Genomic DNA, 17,290 nt, shown 5'->3' with positions numbered 1-17,290 from the left:
GGTCAGTTCCGCCACCCGCAGCACCGGCCGCCCGGCCGGGTCGGTGAGGTCCGCCGCGACGGTGTGGTCCCCGGTGGGGCGGAGCCGGACCCGCAGGGCGGTGATGCCCGCAGCGTGGCGGCTGACGCCCCGCCAGGCGAACGGCAGCCGTCCGGTCCCGCCGGGCTGTCCCGGATCCACAGAGAGCAGCAGCGACGCGTGCAGGGCGGCGTCGAACAGCGCGGGATGGAGGCCGTAGCGCTGCGCCTCGGCCACGGCCTCGTCGGGAAGCCGTACGTCGGCCAGCAGGTCGTCGCCCCGCCGCCACATCGCCCGCACGCAGCGGAACGCCGGGCCGTACGCGTGACCCGCCTCTGCCAGGCGCTCGTAGGCTCCGGTCAGGTCGACGGGCACCGCGTCCGGGGGCGGCCAGGACTCCTCGTCGCCGTGCGCCGGGCCGGGACCGCCGGACAGCGACCCGAGACGGCCGGTGGCGTGGTGGGTCCACGCCCCGAGGGGGCCGCCGTCCCCGGGGCGCGCGTGCAGGTCGACGGTCCTGCGGCCGGACGGGTCCGGCGCGCCGAGCACCACCTGCACCTCGACGCGCTCGCCGGAGCCGGGCAGGTGCAGCGGGAACAGCAGCGTCAGCTCCTCCAGTTCCGCCAGGCCGCAGGCCGCGCCGGTGTGGAGCGCCAGGTCGGCGAGAACGGTGGCGGGCACCAGCACCCGGCCGTGCACGACGTGGTCGCGCAGCCAGGGCTGCCCGGCCTCCGACAGGTGGCCGGTGCTCAGCAGGCGGTCCGTGTCCGGGAGGCTCGTCGTCGCGGTCAGCACCGGGTGGCTGGTGGCGTGCGCGGTCGTGTCCGCGGGGCCTGCCGCGGTGGCGGGGGGCTCGGCCAGCCAGTGGCGCTCGCGCTGGAAGGGGTAGGTGGGCAGGCCGATCCGCCGGGCGGGCACCGGATGCCCCTGCCGGACCGCCTCCCAGTCGACCGGGAGGCCGTGCACGTGCAGCCGGGCAAGTGCCGCCAGGAGCGTGCCGGGCTCCGGGTGGCCGGGCCTGGTCGTCGCGGTGAACACGCGGTCCCCGGGCTCCCCGACGGTGCTCAGCGCGGCCGAGGTGAGGTGGGCGCCGGGACCGGCCTCGGCGAAGGCGGTCACCCCCGCTTCGTCCGCGAGGTGGCGCACGGCGTCGGCGAAGCGCACCGTCTCACGGGCGTGGCGGACCCAGTAGGCCGGTGAGCGCAGGTCGTCCCCGGTGGCCGGGCGCCCCGTGAGGGCCGAGACGACCGGGATGCGGGGCTCGCGGAAGGCGGCGCGCGACACGGCCCGGGCGAACTCCTCCAGCGCCGGTTCGACCAGCGGAGAGTGGAAGGCGTGACTGGTCCGCAGGCGTTCGGTGCGGCGCCCGCGGGCCTCGAAGCGTGCCGCCACCGCCGTCACCGCCCGCTCCGCCCCGGAGACGACGACCGACCGGGGGCCGTTCACCGCCGCGACCGCCACCGGGCCGGCCGCGGCCGGGGTCCTCGCGAGTTCCGCCGTCGCCTCCTCCTCGGTGGCATCCAGGACGACCATGGCGCCGCCGGCCGGAAGGCGCTGCATCAGCCGGCCCCGGGCGGCGACCAGACCGACGGCGTCGTCCTCGGTGAGGATCCCGGCGGCGTGCGCCGCGGCCAGTTCCCCGACGGAGTGTCCGGCCAGGACGTCGGGCCGCACTCCCCAGGAGGCGAGCAACCTGAACAGGGCGACCTCGAACGCGAACAGGCCGGCCTGGACGACATCGGTCCGGTCGAGGGCGTCGGCGGCCTCGCCCGGCTCGGGCCACAGGCTCTCGCGCAGCGGGCGGTCCCCCGCGCCGACGGCATCGAACCGGCCGCACAACGCGTCGAAGGCATCGGCGAAGACCGGGTAGGCGGCGTGCAGTTCCCTGCCGAGGCCCGGCCGTGCGGCGCCCTGACCGGTGAAGAGCAGGGCCAGCCGTGGGACCGTGCGGACCGGTGCGGGCGCCGTCGTCCCGGCGGCGAGCCTGTCCAGTCCGCTCAGCAGGCCGACGCGGCCGTCCGCAGGTACCGCCGCCCGGTACCGGAACGCGGCGCGTGTGGTGGCGGCGGAGAACACCACATCCCCGAGGGGCTGTTCGGGCCGCTCCCGGAGGAACGCGGCCGTGCGCCGTGCCTGGGCCCGCAGAGCGCCCGCGTCGGCGCCGGACAGCAGGAGCGGCGGGTGCGGAGCGGCCGGGGTGCCGCCGTGCTCCCCCGCGTCCTGCTCCACGACGGCCTCCTCCAGGATCACATGGGCGTTGGTTCCGCCGATGCCGAAGGCCGACACCGCGGCGCGGCGGGGCTGTCCGGGGGCGGGCCGCCATGGCTGCTCCCGGGTCAGTGGGCGTACGGCGCCCGAGGACCAGTCGACCCCGGGGGACGGCTCGTCGAGGTGCAGCGTGCGCGGCAGCACGCCGTGCCGCATCGCCAGCACGGTCTTGATGACCCCGGCGACACCGGCCGCGGCCTGGGTGTGTCCGAGGTTGGACTTGAGGGATCCGAGCCACAGGGGCCGGTCGGCCGGGCGGTCGCGCCCGTAGGCGGCGAGGAGCGCACGGGCCTCGACGGGATCGCCCAGCGGGGTGCCGGTGCCGTGCGCCTCCACGGCGTCGATCTCGGCCGGGGTGAGCCCGGCGGCGGCCAGGGCGTCGCCGATCAGCCGCTCCTGGGCGGGTCCGCTGGGTGCGGTCAGGCCGTTGGACGCGCCGTCTGCGTTGACGGCGGAGCCGCGGAGCACGGCGAGTACCGGATGGTTGTTGCGCCGTGCGTCGGCGAGCCGTTCCAGCAGGACCAGTCCGACGCCCTCGCCCCAGGCGGTTCCGTCGGCCGCGGCGGAGAACGGCTTGCAGCGGCCGTCCGGGGAGAGTGCGCGCAGCCTGCTGAACGCGACGAACGGCACCGGGCTGGCCATGACGGTGGCGCCGCCGGCCACGGCGAGGGAGCACTGTCCCGAGCGCAGCGCCCGCGCCGCCCAGTCCATGGCCACCAGCGACGAGGAGCAGGCCGTGTCCACGGTCACCGCCGGCCCCTCCAGGCCAAGGGTGTAGGCGATGCGCCCGGAGGCCACGCTGCCGGCGGATCCGAGCGCGAGGTGGGCCTCGTAAGCGTGGCCCCCTCGGTGCAGCAGACGGCCGCCGTAGTCGCCGTGCATCACTCCGACGAAGACACCGGTGTCGCTGCCGCGCAGGGCGGTGGGGGCGAGGCCCGCCCGTTCCACGACCTCCCAGGCGGTCTCCAGCAGCAGCCGCTGCTGGGGGTCGGTGGCCAGCGCCTCCCGGGGGGACATACCGAAGAAGGCCGCGTCGAAGTCGGCGCCCCGGCGCAGGAACCCGCCGCGCCGGGTGACCGAGGTGCCCGGCCGGTCGGGGTCGGGGTCGTAGAGGGCGGCCAGGTCCCAGCCCCGGTCGCCGGGGAACGCGGAGGTGGCGTCCGCTCCGTCGGCGAGCAGCTGCCACAGCTCCTCCGGCGTGCGGACATCGTCCACGGGTCCCGGGAAGCGGCAGGCCATCGCGACGACGGCCACCGGCTCGTCGGGCGGCGGGGCGTCACCGCGGGTGCCGGGCCCCGCCGGGCGGGCCGCCGGGGACGGGGGGCCGAGCAGCGCATCGTGCAGGAAGGCGGCCACCGCGTCCGGTGTCGGACGGTCGAAGACCAGGGTCGAGGGCAGGTCGAGGCCCGTGGCCGTCCCGAGCCGGTCGCGCAGCAGCACGCCCTGGAGGGAGCCGAGTCCCAGGTCGACGAAGGTCTGTTCGGGGTCGGGGTGGGTCCCCCGCGCCTCGTCCGCCTCGGCCGTGGCGTCGAGGACGAGGCGCAGCACGGTGCGGCGCCGCTCCGGGGCGGGCAGTGCGAGCAACCTGGCACGCAGCCCGGCCCGGGTGTTCGCGCCGTCGTGTGCGAGGGCCTCGGCCAGCCGGGCGGCAAGGGCGGTCCGTCGGATCTTGCCGGAGGAGGTACGGGGCGGGGAGGCGCTCGGCCGGATCTCGTCCGGCACCTTGAACGCGGACAGCCGCTTGCGGCACGCGGCCCGCAGTCCGGCGAGGTCGGTGCCCTGCGGGCCGGGAACGACGAACGCCACCGGGACCTCTCCCAGCACGTCGTGGGAGCGGCCGACGACCGCCGCGTCCGCGACTCCGGGGCAGGACAGCAGCACCTGCTCCACTTCCACCGGGTTGACGTTCTGGCCGCCGCGGATGATCAGGTCGCCCACGCGGCCGGTGACCCGCAGCCCGCCGCCCGGTGTGCGGTGGCCGAGGTCGCCGGTGCGGTACCAGCCGTCCCGCAGGACCTGCGCCGTGCTGTCGGGGCGGTTGTGGTAGCCGGTCATCAGACCGGGGCCTCGCACCCAGATCTCGCCCTCGTCGCCGTCCGCGACGGTGTCCGCGGAGACCGGGTGGGCGATCCGGACGTCGACGCCGGGCAGTGGCTGCGGCACGCGGTCCGGGCCCGGCGTGCCGGGCCGGGCGAGCGCGATCTTGCCGCTGGTCTCGGTGGCGCCGTAGCCGTCCAGCAGCGGTGCGCCGAGCAACTCCTCCATCGAGGCGCGCAGTTCCGCGGGGCAGGGTGCTCCGGCGGTGACGCACACCCGCAACCCGCCGGGGACCTGCCGGGTCCGGCGCAGTGTGCTCACCAGCAGGTGGTAGGTGGCCGGGACCCCGGCCAGCATCGTGAAGGGCTCGTCGGGCGGCTGTCGCCGCAGAGCCTCCACGACGTCCACGCCCCGGTCCAGGAGGCAGGCGCCGGCGCCGGTGGCGACCACCGCGACGACGCACAGCGAATGCGCGTAGGCGTGGTGCACCGGCAGCGGCCACAGCAGCCGGTCCCGCTCGGACATGCCGAGGAGCGGTGCGTAGCCGGCGGCTGTCGACCACAGCGCCGCCCGCTGGCTCGTCACCGCGCCCTTGCGCGTTCCGGTGGTGCCGGAGGTGTAGAGAATCCACGCCGGCTCGTCCAACCCGAGGTCGTCGCACGGCGGTTCCGGCGCGTCGGTCCCGGCGAGTTCCTCGTACGGCACCATGTCCGCGGGTGGCCCGGGCGGTGGTGCCACCGGGCCCACTACCACGCTCGCCCGCAGCGGGGACCGCCCGGCCGCCACCCGCGTCAGCCGTTCGAGGAGCGGCGCCTCGGCCACGGCCGCCACCGCGCCGCTGTCGCCGAGGACGTGGGCCAGTTCGTCGTCGGCCGCTCCCGGGTCCAGTGGCACTCCGACGGCGCCGGCCCGCAGGGCCGCCAGGCAGCTCTCCGCCATTTCCACCCGGCTGGGCAGGCAGAGCAGCACCCGGTCCCCGCGGCGTACGCCAAGCCGTGCCAGATGCCCCGCGACGCGGGCCGTCCGGCGCTCCAACTGTGACCAGTTCACCTCCCGTTGCCCATCCCGGAAGGCGGTCCTCTCGCCCGTGCGTGCAGCGTGCGCCCTCAACGCCTCGACCAACGGGCGGACCAGTTCCGCGCGAACCTCCGCCATGCGTACCCCTCTTGTGCCCCCAGGTCCCCCGACGCCCAACGACTATACGGTCAGCGGGGGTTCGGGTCCTTCGGGCGCTCCGGGCACGGTTCGTCGCGCGGGTTCGGACGGAGACGGCCGTGCCGGGCGGGGGTGCCGGCCGGCCTGGACGTCGCGCATCACCAGGGCGCAGTCCGGCGTGGCGGTCCCGGGCGGGAAGTCCGGGTCGTCGAAGAAGGAGTACGCGGCGGAGCGGACCCGGGCCGCCCCCATGTGCCAGGCGCCGGGCCCGAGTTCCATCGTGTCCAGGTGCCGACCCGCCCGGGTGTGCCGGCACCTGGTGCCGCTCCCGAAGGAGCGGGAGGCCTCGGCGAGGTCGGCGAAGAGCACGCTGCCGCACAGTTCACCGGCGAGTTCGACTTCGACGTCCACGCGGTCGACGCCCGCTGGGGGTTCGCCAGACACTCCGACTTCACCCGGGCCTTCCGGGCCGTCATGGGGCGACCTCCGAGGTTGAAGATCAGGCTCAAGGAAATGACACGAAGCTGAGACACCGAGCTCATGACACCGTTGTGAGACAGCCCGAGAACCCGCCGGCCGTAGCGGCGCCGCATGTCATGGGCCGGGAAATCCGACAGCCGGGAAGCGGACCGGAGCACCCGGGAAGGGTGCCGAACCCGCGCAGGGATCGGGGCGCAACCGGACCACCGCCCGTAACCCGATCCTCACGCGGGGCGGGTGTGATCGCATTCGGAGAAACGGCACACCACAGCAGGCCGAGCGCCGTAGCCGGAGGGCATGGCCTGCAGGCCAGGGCGCTGTCCTCGGCGAGCAGGTCCGCAGCCTGATCGCGAGAGTCGGCCTCGGCCCGTGCGCCGGGCGGCCGGCAGCGGCCTCGGTGGACGCCGATGGTCGCGCGGCGGCCTTCGCGACGACTTGCTCGACCACCCCGGTCCGGGGTGGGGGCTGATGTGCGGCAGGCACGCGCGGCTCATAGTCGGCCCGCACATCGGAGCCGTAGCTCCCGGCTTCCGTGATCAGCGGCGCAACGCCTCGCTCGCGGTCACCTCCAGAAGCAGACCGTTCAGCGGACCGCCGGGCGGCTCCACGCGGTCATGGCCAGAATTCGGGTCGTGGTCGTGTGGTCGGCGCGTCGCCCCACCGGGTCGAGTGGGGCATCGTGGTCCCGACTGTCGCGTACTTCTGCCGTGGTGGGGAACAACTCCTCTACAAGAGGTCACCAGACCCTTGTGACCGCACGAGCCGACGCGCTCTGGGCATTTCCTCGTGCGCCGTCTCCCATGGAGTCGTGTACTTGCAGCGGTGACCGGCTCCATCGGGCGGCATGAGGATTCCGCCCTCCGCAGAGAGCCGCTCCTCGGAGGAGTACTCCGATGACCACCACACTCAAGATCACGTCTCTGCCGCCCACACACCGTGACCGTCTCCTGAGCCTCGCCGACGACGTCCGGTTCTCCGCAGCACAGCGGCTTTTCGAGGAACACGCAGTCGCCGACCGCTTCTGGATCCTGAAGACCGGCGCGGTGACCCTCGACGCACAGCTTCCGCACCGGCGTCGCGCGGAAATAGAAACGCTGGGACCGGGCGAGCTGGTCGGACTGTCCTGGCTCTTCCCGCCCTTCGAGTGGGAACTGGGCGCCGAGACGTTGAGCCCTGTCCGCGCCTACGAGTTCGACGCACCCCAGGTCCGGGCGCTGTGCCGGTCGGACCCCGAGTTCGGATTCGCGATCAGTCACTGGGTCGGCCTGGTGCTCACCCAGCGACTGCACGCGACACGCGGACGACTGCTCGATCTCTACGAAGCCGCCGCACGGGCCTGAACCTGTCCGTGAGGGTCGGACCCGATTCCAGCTGCCCACCGGCTCCTCCGGGCGATGACCCCCGCAAGACCGCCGTAACCCCCACGGCCCTGCCATTGGCAGAGCCGTGCGCGGCAGAACTGCCCCGGCGAGGTTCAGACGCGTGGCCGGTAGCCCAGTGCTCTTGTGATCTCTCCAGCGTTCGCATACCGGTCGTCGGCGGGAAGATCTCGCACCGCGTCCATCAGCGCGTCCGGAGCGTACGAGCCGGAAAGAGTACGCAAGAGGGACGCGCGATCCGCGGGGAAGACCGTGCGGCTCAGGCGACGCGCGAGTTCAGCTCTGAGTTCCTCGGCCTCGGCCTCGGCGCGCGCCCGCTGTCGTTCCTCACCAGGTGGGGGGACGGGGCCGCCCGGGTCGACGCGCACGTCGTCGTCGGCGGGAGGTTCGGGGTCGTACGCCTCGTTTGCGTGGGTGGTGTGGCCGGACCGCAGAAATCCCTGCAGCTCGTGCTTGCGCTGATCGTCCTCATGGGGGCTGAGACGGCTGCTTCCTCGCTCCATGGTGGGGACACCTCCTTGCCGGTCGGGTGTGCATCCGCCCGGTCGGTTGTTGGACAGCGCTTCAAGCAAGTCCTCGACGGCCCGGGGCGGGCAAGGCACGGGCGACGTCTGCCTCGGCAACCATGCCGACCAGGGTGTTCACGGAAAACCGACGCACCTTGTGAGTAACTCAATGTGCGCAGAACCTCCTGTGCCTCGTCGTCCGCGCCGGTGATGACGGCTTTCCCCTGAACCGGTTCGTCGGCGGTGGTTGCCACTGGATCTTGTTGTTCGCAAGAACCTTGGTCACGATGTCACGTTCGGTGAGCACTCCCTTCAGGTGCGCGTCCTGACCAAAGATGGACCGGGCACCGGCTCCCAACTCCGCCATCCTGTGAGCCGCGAGCAGGAGACATTCGTTTGCGCCGATGCACTCGGCGTTGGGGATCACGATTTCCCACGCGGTGGTTCCCGTTCCCGGGTCCAGCACAGCCGCCCGTGTTTCCAGGTTCCCTTCCGAAGACTCCGATCGCCTCTCGAGACGTCCCGCCTGCACTCCTGGCCGGCCGGAGCAGCCCCTGGTCCTGGCCGCTGAAGAAGTCGGGGCGGCGTGCGGGTTCGGCTCGATGACTGTCGATTCCCGCCCGGGGCAGACTGAGCCTGTTCCGTGCTGAGCGGCTGGTCGAATTCCATGGGCGGGCCGCATCCGTGCGGGCGCGACGTGGGTGGACACACGAGATGTGCGCCATGTCACTCCGGGTACCCTGATCACAAGCCGGACGCGCCTGGCCCGAAAGTCCTTCCCGGCGTTCATCCGGAACTTCGGTCGCGCACAACGCAAGGACGAGAGCGATGACCACGGAACCCTCCCCTGAAGGTCCGGGGCCCGTCCCCAACCAGCCGGATCCAGTGCCACACGACCCGCAATCGCCGCCCGTAGGACGCGAACCTGAGTGATCACACTCAGTCATCACTGGAGGGGTCACCTTGAGCACGCGCCGGCGGATTACGGAAGCCGTGCCGCGTGGAGGAGGGATGCCGCACACCCGCGACGCGGCTCCGGGACGGCTGGCCGTGGCGGCATCCATGCCCGTGGCCTCCCACACCAGCGAGCCGGATCCCACGCGCCGACATGTGACCGGGGACCCGGCCGCCCTCTGCCGCATGACCGCTCATCAAGTACGGCAGATATCCATCGAAACCCAAACGGACGCGTCTGTCCAGCAGCGATGACCTGACCTTCGCAGCAGGAACTCCGGAGGCCACAGGCTCCGCCGAGACCCGGGACAGCGACTGCAACAGAAGGTGCAGCAGAAGATCGAAGGGACACGTAGGGGGGCATGGCCTTGCAGGACCTCGAACCCGGCATCCCGCACCTGGAACGGCACCGAAGCATCGCCAGGCACCAGGCCGTGCCAACCCCGAAGCACCGCAAAGAGGGAGAGGACATGGCGCGGGTGGTAGTCGAGGGCACCGATATCGTCGTACGTCTGTCCTGGCGGGAGAAGGCGGCGGCACGCCACCGCGATGTGCGGGTTCCGGTGTCGGCGCTGGCCCGGCTCTATATCGAGCCCGACTGGTGGCGTGCGCTTCGCGGTGGGTGCGGTCGGGGCACCTGGATTCCCGGACGGTTGTGCGCGGGCATCCGGCATCTCCAGGAGGGACAGGACTTCGCGTTGGTACGGGTCGGCCGGCCGGTGCTGTGCGTGGAACTGCGCCGGGGTGCCCCGTTCAGCCGGCTGGCGGTCTCCGTCCCCGACCCCGAGGACGCGATGCGAGCTCTGCTGCCGCTGGTCCCACGGGATCGACTGGGATGAAGGTGAGCGGGTGAGCGCGTTCCTGTTCCCGGATGTCGAACGACGAGCAGGCGAAGCACTCGTTGCTGGGTGAGAGTTGGGCGGCGTACAGACTCTTCGGGTAACTCAGGTCCTGCACCTGGATCACGTCGGTGGCCGGTGTCGATCCGATGGTGATGATCGGGATCAGGAACCCGCCGCTGGTGCGGTGGAAGACAGTCCCTCACGTGAACACGCCGAGGCGTAAATACGCCTCAGACGGCGCTGGGCCGGTTCGGGATGGTTTGCGCGTCCGCGTTCGTCCAACCAGCCGCTGCACGCCGCGTGCCGGCCGAGCTGGAAACGAGTGGCCGCCCCCACCTCGGCCATGAGGGACTGCAGGCGGCGCTGGGAACCGCGTTCCGCGATTCGCGGGCAGCGTCGCCTGCTCGACACCTTGTTCCTATACCGTGCGCCGATATCGGAGTCCGCAATGACTCGTGGGGCCGTGGTCGAGGAGCGAGCGATGGGGACAACGTCGGCATCTGCCGAGTCGGGAAAGCTTCGGCGACATCTGGGAGTGTTCGACGCCGTGGTGATCGGGCTCGGTTCGATGATCGGCGCGGGGATCTTCGCCGCGCTCGCCCCGGCTGCCGGTGCGGCCGGCTCCGGACTGCTGCCGGGTCTGGCGCTGGCCGCGGTGGTGGCGTACTGCAACGCCACATCCTCCGCCCGCCTGGCCGCCCGCTACCCGCAGTCGGGGGGTACGTACGTCTATGGCCGCGAGCGGCTCGGGGACTTCTGGGGCTACCTGGCCGGCTGGGGCTTCGTGGTCGGCAAGACCGCCTCCTGTGCGGCGATGGCCCTCACCGTCGGCTCGTACGTGTGGCCCGCGCAAGCGCACGCGGTCGCGGTTGCCGCGGTGGTGGCGCTGACCGCAGTGAACTACGTCGGCGTGCAGAAGTCCGCGTGGCTGACACGCGGGATCGTCGCGGTCGTCCTGGCCGTGCTCGTCATCGTGGTGACCGCCTGCGTGAGCGGCGGCGCGGTCGATACCTCGCGACTGGACGTGGGGGCGGACGCCACCTTCGACGGGGTGCTGCAGGCGGCCGGGCTGCTGTTCTTCGCCTTCGCCGGCTACGCCCGCATCGCCACCCTGGGCGAGGAGGTCCGCGACCCCCGGCGGACCATCCCGCGCGCGATCCCGACCGCGCTCGGCATCACCCTGGTGGTGTACGCGGCCGTCGCCGTGTCCGTGCTCGCGGTGCTCGGCCCGGACCGGCTCGCCCACACCGCCGCCCCGCTCGCCGAGGCCGTACGTGCCGCGGGCGTACCCGGACTTGCGCCGGTGGTGCAGGGCGGGGCGGCCGTCGCGGCGCTCGGCTCACTGCTCGCGCTGATCCTCGGTGTCTCGCGCACCACACTGGCGATGGCCCGCGACCGGCACCTGCCTCACGCCCTGGCCGCCGTCCACCCCCGGTTCCAGGTCCCGCACCACGCCGAGCTCGCGGTCGGCGCCCTCGTCGCCGTCCTGGCAGCCACCACGGACGTGCGCGGCGCGATCGGCTTCTCCTCCTTCGGTGTGCTGGCCTACTACGCCATCGCCAACGCCTCCGTCTGGACCTTGACCCCCGCTGAGGGCCGCCCCGCCCGGATCGTGCCGATCGTCGGCACGGTCGGCTGCCTGGTCCTGGCGTTCGCCCTCCCGCTCGCCTCGGTGCTTTGGGGGGTCGCGGTGATCGCGGCCGGTGCCACCGCCTACGCTCTGCGCAAGGCCCTCACCCGCCGCGCATGAGCGGCGGGCCGGTTCCGGGCGGGGCCGGTCCTCGGCGGGCGCCACCTTCCCCGCCTCGGTCGCCCGGTAGACACGGCGGTTGCGCCCCTCGACGACCTGCTGCTCGGAAACCGGCCCGTTGCTGCCCGCGCCAGCCCATTGGGCGGCGTCGTGCTTGCCGGTGATTCCGTCACATCCGCTGCGCATCGGGGCGACTACCGCGTGATCGTGCCTGCCGGTCAGGGAGGAAGGACCCCCGCTGCTACGACTGGGCCTCGATGTCTCCGACCGTGCTTTGTCCATCGTCGGTGCCGAGCCCGTCATCGACGGCGGAATCACCCCCCACCGTCTGAACCCGTCACCACCACGAGGAGCGTCGTACACGACGACCGGTCCTCCGGCCGCCATCCCTCACAGCCGTAGGTGTGAACGAAACTGTGCCGGGTGAGGCGGGCGCGCGTCGTCAACGCGCGGATCTCCGCAAGCAGTACGGAATCGGGACACTCACCGTGAGTCACCCTTCCGGGCCGCGGGCGTTGCCCGTCGGCCAGGTGTCCTGTCCTGATGTCAGTGGTCCTCGGGGCTGCTGCGCTCCGGCTCCTCCAGGTATTCGGGGCAGTCGGGGTTGCGGCAGGGGCCCGGGCCGCGCACCGGCACGAAGACTCCGAGAGTCTTGTGCCGCCTCATGATCGTGGGGTCCACGGGGTGCTTGCAAACCGGGCACACAAGCAGTCCTTGGGGACCGGTCTCATGCTCAACTTTGCTCATTCTTTAACGATAGGTCGTGTGCTCGGAGAAGGAGAGGGGCCACGTGCCGCTCATCGTGCGGCACTGATCCGTGTGCCGGCCGGGCGGGTCATCCGGCTACTGTCCTGCCCAGCATGTTTGCGCCGTCGGGTCCGGGTCCCCGACTGCGGCGTCCGGCAGGGAGGGTGCCTTCTCGTCCTGAGCGGCGGGGGCCGGGTGGGACGGGTCGGCGCAGGCCGAGAGCGACGGATGCGGCCAGTACGACCTTCCCGCGGGGTCAGCACCGCCCCGCTGTCGATGCCTGGCGTGGCTTCCGGCACGCTGCTGTCGTTCGTCCCCCGGCCACGCCAAGGGTCCCCCCAACCGGCACCGCCGAAGGGGCGAGCCCACCGCTCGCGCGCTGCTCAGGAGATCAACCGCCGGCGGCACGCGGCTGTGCGGCCCGGGGCGACCTCACGCCTCGCGGGTGTCTCCGCTGAACAGCGGGCGTCGGCGAGTGGGCAGCGGGTTCGGAACCGGCGGCCGGAGGGCGGGGGCCGCGGGGTCGGCGGGGAGCAGGCCGGTGTCGCCGAGGGGGCGGCCGGGTTCGGGTACGGCGGCAAGCGGGGCGGCGCTGCAGGGGGGCGTCATCACCGGCCTGCTGCGCGGCCGGTACGGCTTCGACGGAGTCGACTGCACCGACTTCAACGCCATCACCGGCAACCGCATCCCCGGCATCACCACCCTGCCGCCGCGCCTCGGGGGCGTCGAGGAGCTGTGGGTGGCCGAGCAGGCCGTGCTGGCAGCGGCTGTACACAGACGGAATCGATCCGGCCGTCGCCGCCCGCTACGGCACCGTCGTGGAGCGGGCCGAGGACGCGGCCGTCGCCACCGCCCGGAGCGCCGCACCGTACGAGAAACGGGAGGGCTGCATGGAGCAGTTCAGAGGTGTCACCTGCCAACACACCCAGGAACACTCTGACTTCGGCTCCGCCCACAGTGATCGACGAAGCACCAGGCCCCGATCGGTGTCCGCGCCCGCTGCGGCAGCGTACGCCGTACCGTCATCGCTCTCGGACCGCCCAGCGGGACGTCCCGCGCGGAGAGGACGTCGACCTTCGGCACATGCCCACCATGGCCCGATACCCCGCAGCGAAGTTCGGTGGGATCCCTCTCGACGTTGCTCATCGCGCACCCCTCTCACCCAAGGATTATTTCATGCTCAACAATTGCTTCCGATGGCAAGCCGATGTGTTGCCGGTCAGGCGCACGAAAGAGCGAGCGAGGGCCGGGAGCGGTCCGTGAAGGAGTCCAGGTTGAGTGACACGGCAACAGGCCCCGTGAGCAAGCGGGTCTTCGTCGACAAGCAGAGCCCGAAGGCCTACCACGCGTTGGTCGAGACAGCCGAAGCGGTACGCGCGGTCGCCGCCGACGCGGGACTGGACCGCACGCTCGTGGAACTGATCAATCTCCGCGTATCACAGATCAACGGCTGCGCGTACTGCCTCAACGTGCACACCCGTGCCGCACTGCGCGCCGGCGAGACCACCCAGCGTCTGGGTGTACTGGCCGCCTGGCGCGACACCGAACTCTTCACGGCGCGGGAACGCGCGGCACTCGCCCTGGCGGAGGCCACCACCGAACCCGCGAACGCCGTCGTACAGGAGAGCGCCTACGACGCAGCCCGCCAGGTCCTCACCGACGATGAGATATCCGCGGTGATCTGGGTGGCTATCACCATCAACGCGTTCAACCGTGTCTCCGTCATGAGCAAGCATCCTGTGCGCGGGATCCCGCAGCAGTGATCCGGTTTCAGCCCTTCCGGGCGCCGGGACGGTCGCGCGCTCATCTCCCATCGAGATGACTGACATCCCGAACCATCGCATCAGGTGAGGGGGCACGAGGGGCGGGCCGGCTCTTGTGCCTCCTGACGGCATGGAAGAAGCTGCCGGCCACCGCACAGCACTTCCGCCCAAGCCGGGCTTCCCGGCTCGCCCCCTCAAGAAGGTGCACATGTCCGCATCGCCCGGCCTTCGAACCTTGAGCCGGTCCGCGACCGCAAAGGCCACTCGGCCTGATCGCTTTGACGTCAACTCCACCTGAACACAGTCCATTGCTGCCACTACCGACGACGGAAGCGACAGCTGAAGTGTTTGCGCTGCCCGAGGCTTCGAGCTCTTGCCCCGGGCAGCAACTGTGCTGTCGGCGCGGTCTGTCGTTCGGGTTGCGCAGCAGTCTTCGCGAGGGTGGCCGGGGAGGCGTATCCACCGGCGTCGGCATTTCGGTGGCATCGCTGGTCCGGACGGTGGGCGACGCGAGCGCCTGGCGTCCGGCCCGACAACGTCAGAGCCGGTGCGCCGGTGAATCCCGCCTCGGCCTGGAGTGCCCAGGTGCCTTCGTACAGCATCGGCCAAGCAGCGGAGCTGTTGGCTGTGAGTTCCGAGACCGTTCGCCGTTGGGCCGGCGGTGGCCACCTCGCGATGGACCGGGACGGGTCGGGGAACCGGGTGATCCACGGTGTGAGCCTGGCGGCATTCGCCGAAGAGCGCGCCGCAGGTCTGCATCCGGTACCCGGTGAGGTACTGACGTCGGTGCGGAACTCATTCGCCGGGATCGTCACCGCAGTGAAGGTCGACGACATCGTGGCTCAGGTGGAGATCCGTTCCGGGCCGCACCGGCTGGTGTCGCTGATCAGCCGCGAGTCCGTCGACGAGCTCGGCCTTGAGGTCGGGGTCATGGCAACGGCGCGGGTGAAGTCGACGAACGTACACATCGATCGGCTGGGCAGCCGGAACTGAACAGGGACCACTTCGGCCAGCGGCACAGCAGTGCAGCCTGCGGGTCACGTCTGTGGTCGAGGCGCGAGAGGTCCCTGCCGGTGAGCAGAGGATGCACAGAGCATCTCGCCAGGAGCTCACAAAAGCGAGACTACTGAGGGACATCGCCGACGATAAGGAACCGGACGCGGTCGGTAGCCGGCTCGTGGTACCCGCCGACCGCTGCGGCGCGCGCGCTGCATCAGCGCCATCACACACCTGTGGGTCGGGGCGTGGGCAACTCCCGGACAGAACGGAATCGTCTCCCACCCGATGATCAAACCGCAGCCAGGGAAATCTCCGTCGACTTGATCAGTGCGACGACGGACACCCCGGACGCGAGTTCCAGATCGGTGACCGCTTCCTTTGTGATCGCGGCAGTCAGCTCGCCGCCCTCGACGGAGACCTTGACGCTCGCCATGGCGCCCCCGGTGACGACATCGGCGACGGTGCCGGGAATCCGGTTGCGGATACTCAGCCCCTCGATGGCAGCCGTGGACAGAGACACCTCTGTGGACTTGATCAGCGTGCGTACCGAGGACCCCTCGGCGAGACCGAGTTCCTTGACGGCTTCGAACGTGATCGTGGCCGTGATCTCCTGACCACCCGTCAAGCGGACCTTGACGGTGGCCATCACCTCGCCGGCCTCGACGGCAGTGACGATCCCGGGGAGCTGGTTGCGGATGCTCAGGCTCATGAAGAAGCGCCTCGAATTCGTGGCGACATGCCAGATATCTCCTGGTCCGATGTCTTCACTGTAGCCACCCATCACGTTGCCGGCCGGATCACCTCTCGCAGGCGCGAGGGTGATCCGGCGAGCCGCCCTGCACATCGGAGACAACGTGCTCGATCTGCACCCGCAGGAGCTTGGGACCTTCCTCTAAATAGCCATGCATCTGCCATGAATTTTTGCATTACAGATTGTGATTGCGAGCCCATAGCCCCTCATGTGTCGCGCATGCAGTCCTACACGATCGGACAGGCCGCACGCCTGCTCGGCGTCAGTCCCGATACGGCCCGCCGCTGGGCGGATGCCGGACGGGTCGCGACCCACCGCGAGGAGAGCGGGCGTCGCCTCATCGACGGCCGGGACCTGGCCGCGTTCTCCATCGAGCTGGCCCAGGACGGCACCGGCGAGGACGAGGCGTCGTACACGTCGGCCCGCAACGCCTTCCCCGGGATCGTCACCGCCGTCAAGCTCGGCGACGTCGCGGCCCGGGTCGAGATCCAGGCCGGTCCACACCGACTCGTCTCTCTCCTGACCCGGGAAGCGGTCGAGGAACTGGGGCTGGAGGTCGGCATGCAGGCAACCGCCCGCGTGAAATCGACCAGCGTGCACATCGACCGCACCTGAGACAGCTTCCTGATGCTGCTTCGTGTCCCAGCCGCTCCTGTCTGCGGGGATCCGCGAACCGGAGCACGGCCTGGGTGTCCCCATCGTGCGGCGCGGGAGACGATGTCGGCTTCTACACCTTGCGGGCGACGAATCCCCACTGGTCGACCGGTTCAAGGTCCTCTTCGTCCGCCCGCCAGAGGGTGATCGACCCGAATCCGGGCTCGACCAAATCCATCCCGTCGGCGCTCGCGAGGATCTCCTCCGGCTGGCGCACCAGGTACGGCGGAGTGTCGCCCGCCGCGTAAGCCTTCTGCGCAGCCAGCGTCTGGGGCGTGGCGACCGTGTCGCAGAGGACCAGATAGCTGCCTGCCACTGTGCCGGTCATGTACTGGCGCATAAGGTCGATGCCGTCCTGGGGCTGGAGGTGTCCCAGCGTGGAAAGCACCATCACGGCCACGGGTCGTGTCATGTCCAGGGTGCGCGCCGCTTCCTGGAGTACCCGCTCGGCTTCCAGCATGTCCGCGTGCACGTAGTCCGTCATCCCGTCCGGTGCACTGGTCAGCAGAGCGCGGGCGTGTGCCAATACGAGCGGGTCGTTGTCGACGTACACGATGCGAGCCTTCGGCTCGACGCTCTGTGCGACCTCATGCGTGCTGTTCTGCACGGGAAGCCCGGTCCCGATGTCAAGAAACTGGGATATTCCCGCTTCGGCCAGATATCGCACCGCACGTACCTGAAAGGCCCGTGACGCCAGGGCGAGTTCCCGCGTCTGGGGGTAGCTCGCGATGACTTGATCTCCCAGCTCCTGGTCCACTGGGTAGTGGTCCTTGCCGCCAATCCAGTAGTTCCAGACGCGGGCTGAGTGCGGAACAGCGCTGTGGAATTGGTCTGCGTTGTATGCCTCGTGCTTCATAACGCCCTTTTCTATCACGGTGGTTAACGCTTCACGCCGTTGCGGAAGCCTGTCGGGCAACCATGCAACTGCCCCCTCGCAAACCGGCGGATGTGACGACCCTTCCGGCGTGCCGCTCGGCAGGAACGACG

Annotated in this window: 12 protein-coding genes and 2 pseudogenes; 6 read left to right on the top strand and 8 right to left on the bottom strand. The window is 71.1% G+C overall.

All coding sequences use genetic code 11. The annotated features are described in order from the left end of the window. The 3 genes and pseudogenes from GA0115254_RS31195 to GA0115254_RS47920 all read right to left on the bottom strand — a co-directional run. A partial coding sequence (locus tag GA0115254_RS31195) for a type I polyketide synthase (protein WP_141720947.1) occupies window positions 1-5,478 on the bottom strand: 5,478 nt, incomplete at its 3' end. Window positions 5,479-5,520: 42 nt separating this feature from the next. Beyond that, the gene (locus GA0115254_RS31190) at window positions 5,521-5,889 is read right to left on the bottom strand and encodes a hypothetical protein (protein WP_093898619.1); all 369 of its coding nucleotides are present in this window, start codon (window positions 5,887-5,889) and stop codon (window positions 5,521-5,523) included. A gap of 127 nt (window positions 5,890-6,016) precedes the next feature. Then, window positions 6,017-6,379 (bottom strand): annotated as a pseudogene (locus GA0115254_RS47920) (DUF6233 domain-containing protein); the annotation flags it as partial. Between the two features lie 472 nt (window positions 6,380-6,851). Between GA0115254_RS47920 and GA0115254_RS31185 the strand changes: the two are divergent. Continuing rightward, a complete protein-coding gene (locus GA0115254_RS31185; RefSeq protein ID WP_093898618.1) occupies window positions 6,852-7,298 on the top strand; it encodes a Crp/Fnr family transcriptional regulator in 447 nt (148 codons plus the stop codon). A gap of 134 nt (window positions 7,299-7,432) precedes the next feature. On the opposite strand, the gene GA0115254_RS31180 is transcribed toward GA0115254_RS31185, so the two are convergent. Further along, window positions 7,433-7,840, bottom strand: coding sequence for a DUF2795 domain-containing protein (locus GA0115254_RS31180; RefSeq protein ID WP_093898617.1), 408 nt, complete (start codon window positions 7,838-7,840; stop codon window positions 7,433-7,435). 1,427 nt (window positions 7,841-9,267) lie between these two features. Between GA0115254_RS31180 and GA0115254_RS31170 the strand changes: the two genes are divergently transcribed. Next, window positions 9,268-9,636 (top strand): hypothetical protein, encoded by a 369-nt coding sequence (locus GA0115254_RS31170; RefSeq protein ID WP_093898627.1) that lies wholly within the window; start codon window positions 9,268-9,270, stop codon window positions 9,634-9,636. 484 nt (window positions 9,637-10,120) lie between these two features. Further along, window positions 10,121-11,389: an APC family permease gene (locus GA0115254_RS31165; protein WP_093898616.1), complete on the top strand. Its 1,269-nt coding sequence runs from the start codon at window positions 10,121-10,123 to the stop codon at window positions 11,387-11,389. A 1,179-nt stretch (window positions 11,390-12,568) separates the two neighbouring features. On the opposite strand, the gene GA0115254_RS44825 is transcribed toward GA0115254_RS31165, so the two are convergent. Then, window positions 12,569-12,745, bottom strand: a complete 177-nt coding sequence (locus tag GA0115254_RS44825) for a hypothetical protein (protein ID WP_176740372.1) — start codon at window positions 12,743-12,745, stop codon at window positions 12,569-12,571. A 342-nt stretch (window positions 12,746-13,087) separates the two neighbouring features. Then, window positions 13,088-13,282 (bottom strand): annotated as a pseudogene (locus tag GA0115254_RS46735) (pirin family protein); the annotation flags it as partial. Window positions 13,283-13,410: 128 nt separating this feature from the next. Between GA0115254_RS46735 and GA0115254_RS31145 the strand changes: the two are divergent. Together GA0115254_RS31145 and GA0115254_RS31140 are read left to right on the top strand one after the other, a co-directional pair. After that, window positions 13,411-13,899, top strand: coding sequence for a carboxymuconolactone decarboxylase family protein (locus GA0115254_RS31145; RefSeq protein ID WP_256102865.1), 489 nt, complete (start codon window positions 13,411-13,413; stop codon window positions 13,897-13,899). Window positions 13,900-14,484: 585 nt separating this feature from the next. Further along, entirely contained in the window at window positions 14,485-14,892 is a 408-nt protein-coding gene (locus GA0115254_RS31140) for a TOBE domain-containing protein (protein ID WP_093898612.1), read from the top strand. Window positions 14,893-15,187: 295 nt separating this feature from the next. Here the strand turns inward: GA0115254_RS31140 and GA0115254_RS31135 are convergent, their stop codons facing one another. Then, window positions 15,188-15,607, bottom strand: a complete 420-nt coding sequence (locus GA0115254_RS31135; protein ID WP_093898611.1) for a TOBE domain-containing protein — start codon at window positions 15,605-15,607, stop codon at window positions 15,188-15,190. 261 nt (window positions 15,608-15,868) lie between these two features. Here GA0115254_RS31135 and GA0115254_RS31130 point away from each other — a divergent pair, with 261 nt between their 5' ends. Then, entirely contained in the window at window positions 15,869-16,264 is a 396-nt protein-coding gene (locus GA0115254_RS31130; protein WP_093898610.1) for a TOBE domain-containing protein, read from the top strand. A gap of 112 nt (window positions 16,265-16,376) precedes the next feature. Here GA0115254_RS31130 and GA0115254_RS31125 read toward each other — a convergent pair whose 3' ends face one another. Then, complete coding sequence (locus GA0115254_RS31125) at window positions 16,377-17,159, bottom strand: SAM-dependent methyltransferase (RefSeq protein WP_093898609.1); 783 nt, start codon at window positions 17,157-17,159, stop codon at window positions 16,377-16,379. Between the last annotated feature and the right edge of the window lie 131 nt (window positions 17,160-17,290).

The organism is Streptomyces sp. Ncost-T10-10d (assembly GCF_900091955.1).
Lineage (GTDB): Bacteria > Actinomycetota > Actinomycetes > Streptomycetales > Streptomycetaceae > Streptomyces.
This window is presented reverse-complemented; position numbering and strand designations above follow the sequence as displayed.

Excerpts from the sequence above, each read along its gene's own strand:
- GA0115254_RS44825 (WP_176740372.1), bottom strand. The coding sequence starts at position 12,745 with ATGACGCCCCCCTGCAGCGCCGCCCCGCTTGCCGCCGTACCCGAACCC.
- GA0115254_RS31125 (WP_093898609.1), bottom strand. The coding sequence starts at position 17,159 with ATGAAGCACGAGGCATACAACGCAGACCAATTCCACAGCGCTGTTCCG.
- GA0115254_RS31185 (WP_093898618.1), top strand. The coding sequence starts at position 6,852 with ATGACCACCACACTCAAGATCACGTCTCTGCCGCCCACACACCGTGAC.
- GA0115254_RS31135 (WP_093898611.1), bottom strand. The coding sequence starts at position 15,607 with ATGAGCCTGAGCATCCGCAACCAGCTCCCCGGGATCGTCACTGCCGTC.
- GA0115254_RS31180 (WP_093898617.1), bottom strand. The coding sequence starts at position 7,840 with ATGGAGCGAGGAAGCAGCCGTCTCAGCCCCCATGAGGACGATCAGCGC.
- GA0115254_RS31165 (WP_093898616.1), top strand. The coding sequence starts at position 10,121 with ATGGGGACAACGTCGGCATCTGCCGAGTCGGGAAAGCTTCGGCGACAT.
- GA0115254_RS31130 (WP_093898610.1), top strand. The coding sequence starts at position 15,869 with ATGCAGTCCTACACGATCGGACAGGCCGCACGCCTGCTCGGCGTCAGT.
- GA0115254_RS31170 (WP_093898627.1), top strand. The coding sequence starts at position 9,268 with ATGGCGCGGGTGGTAGTCGAGGGCACCGATATCGTCGTACGTCTGTCC.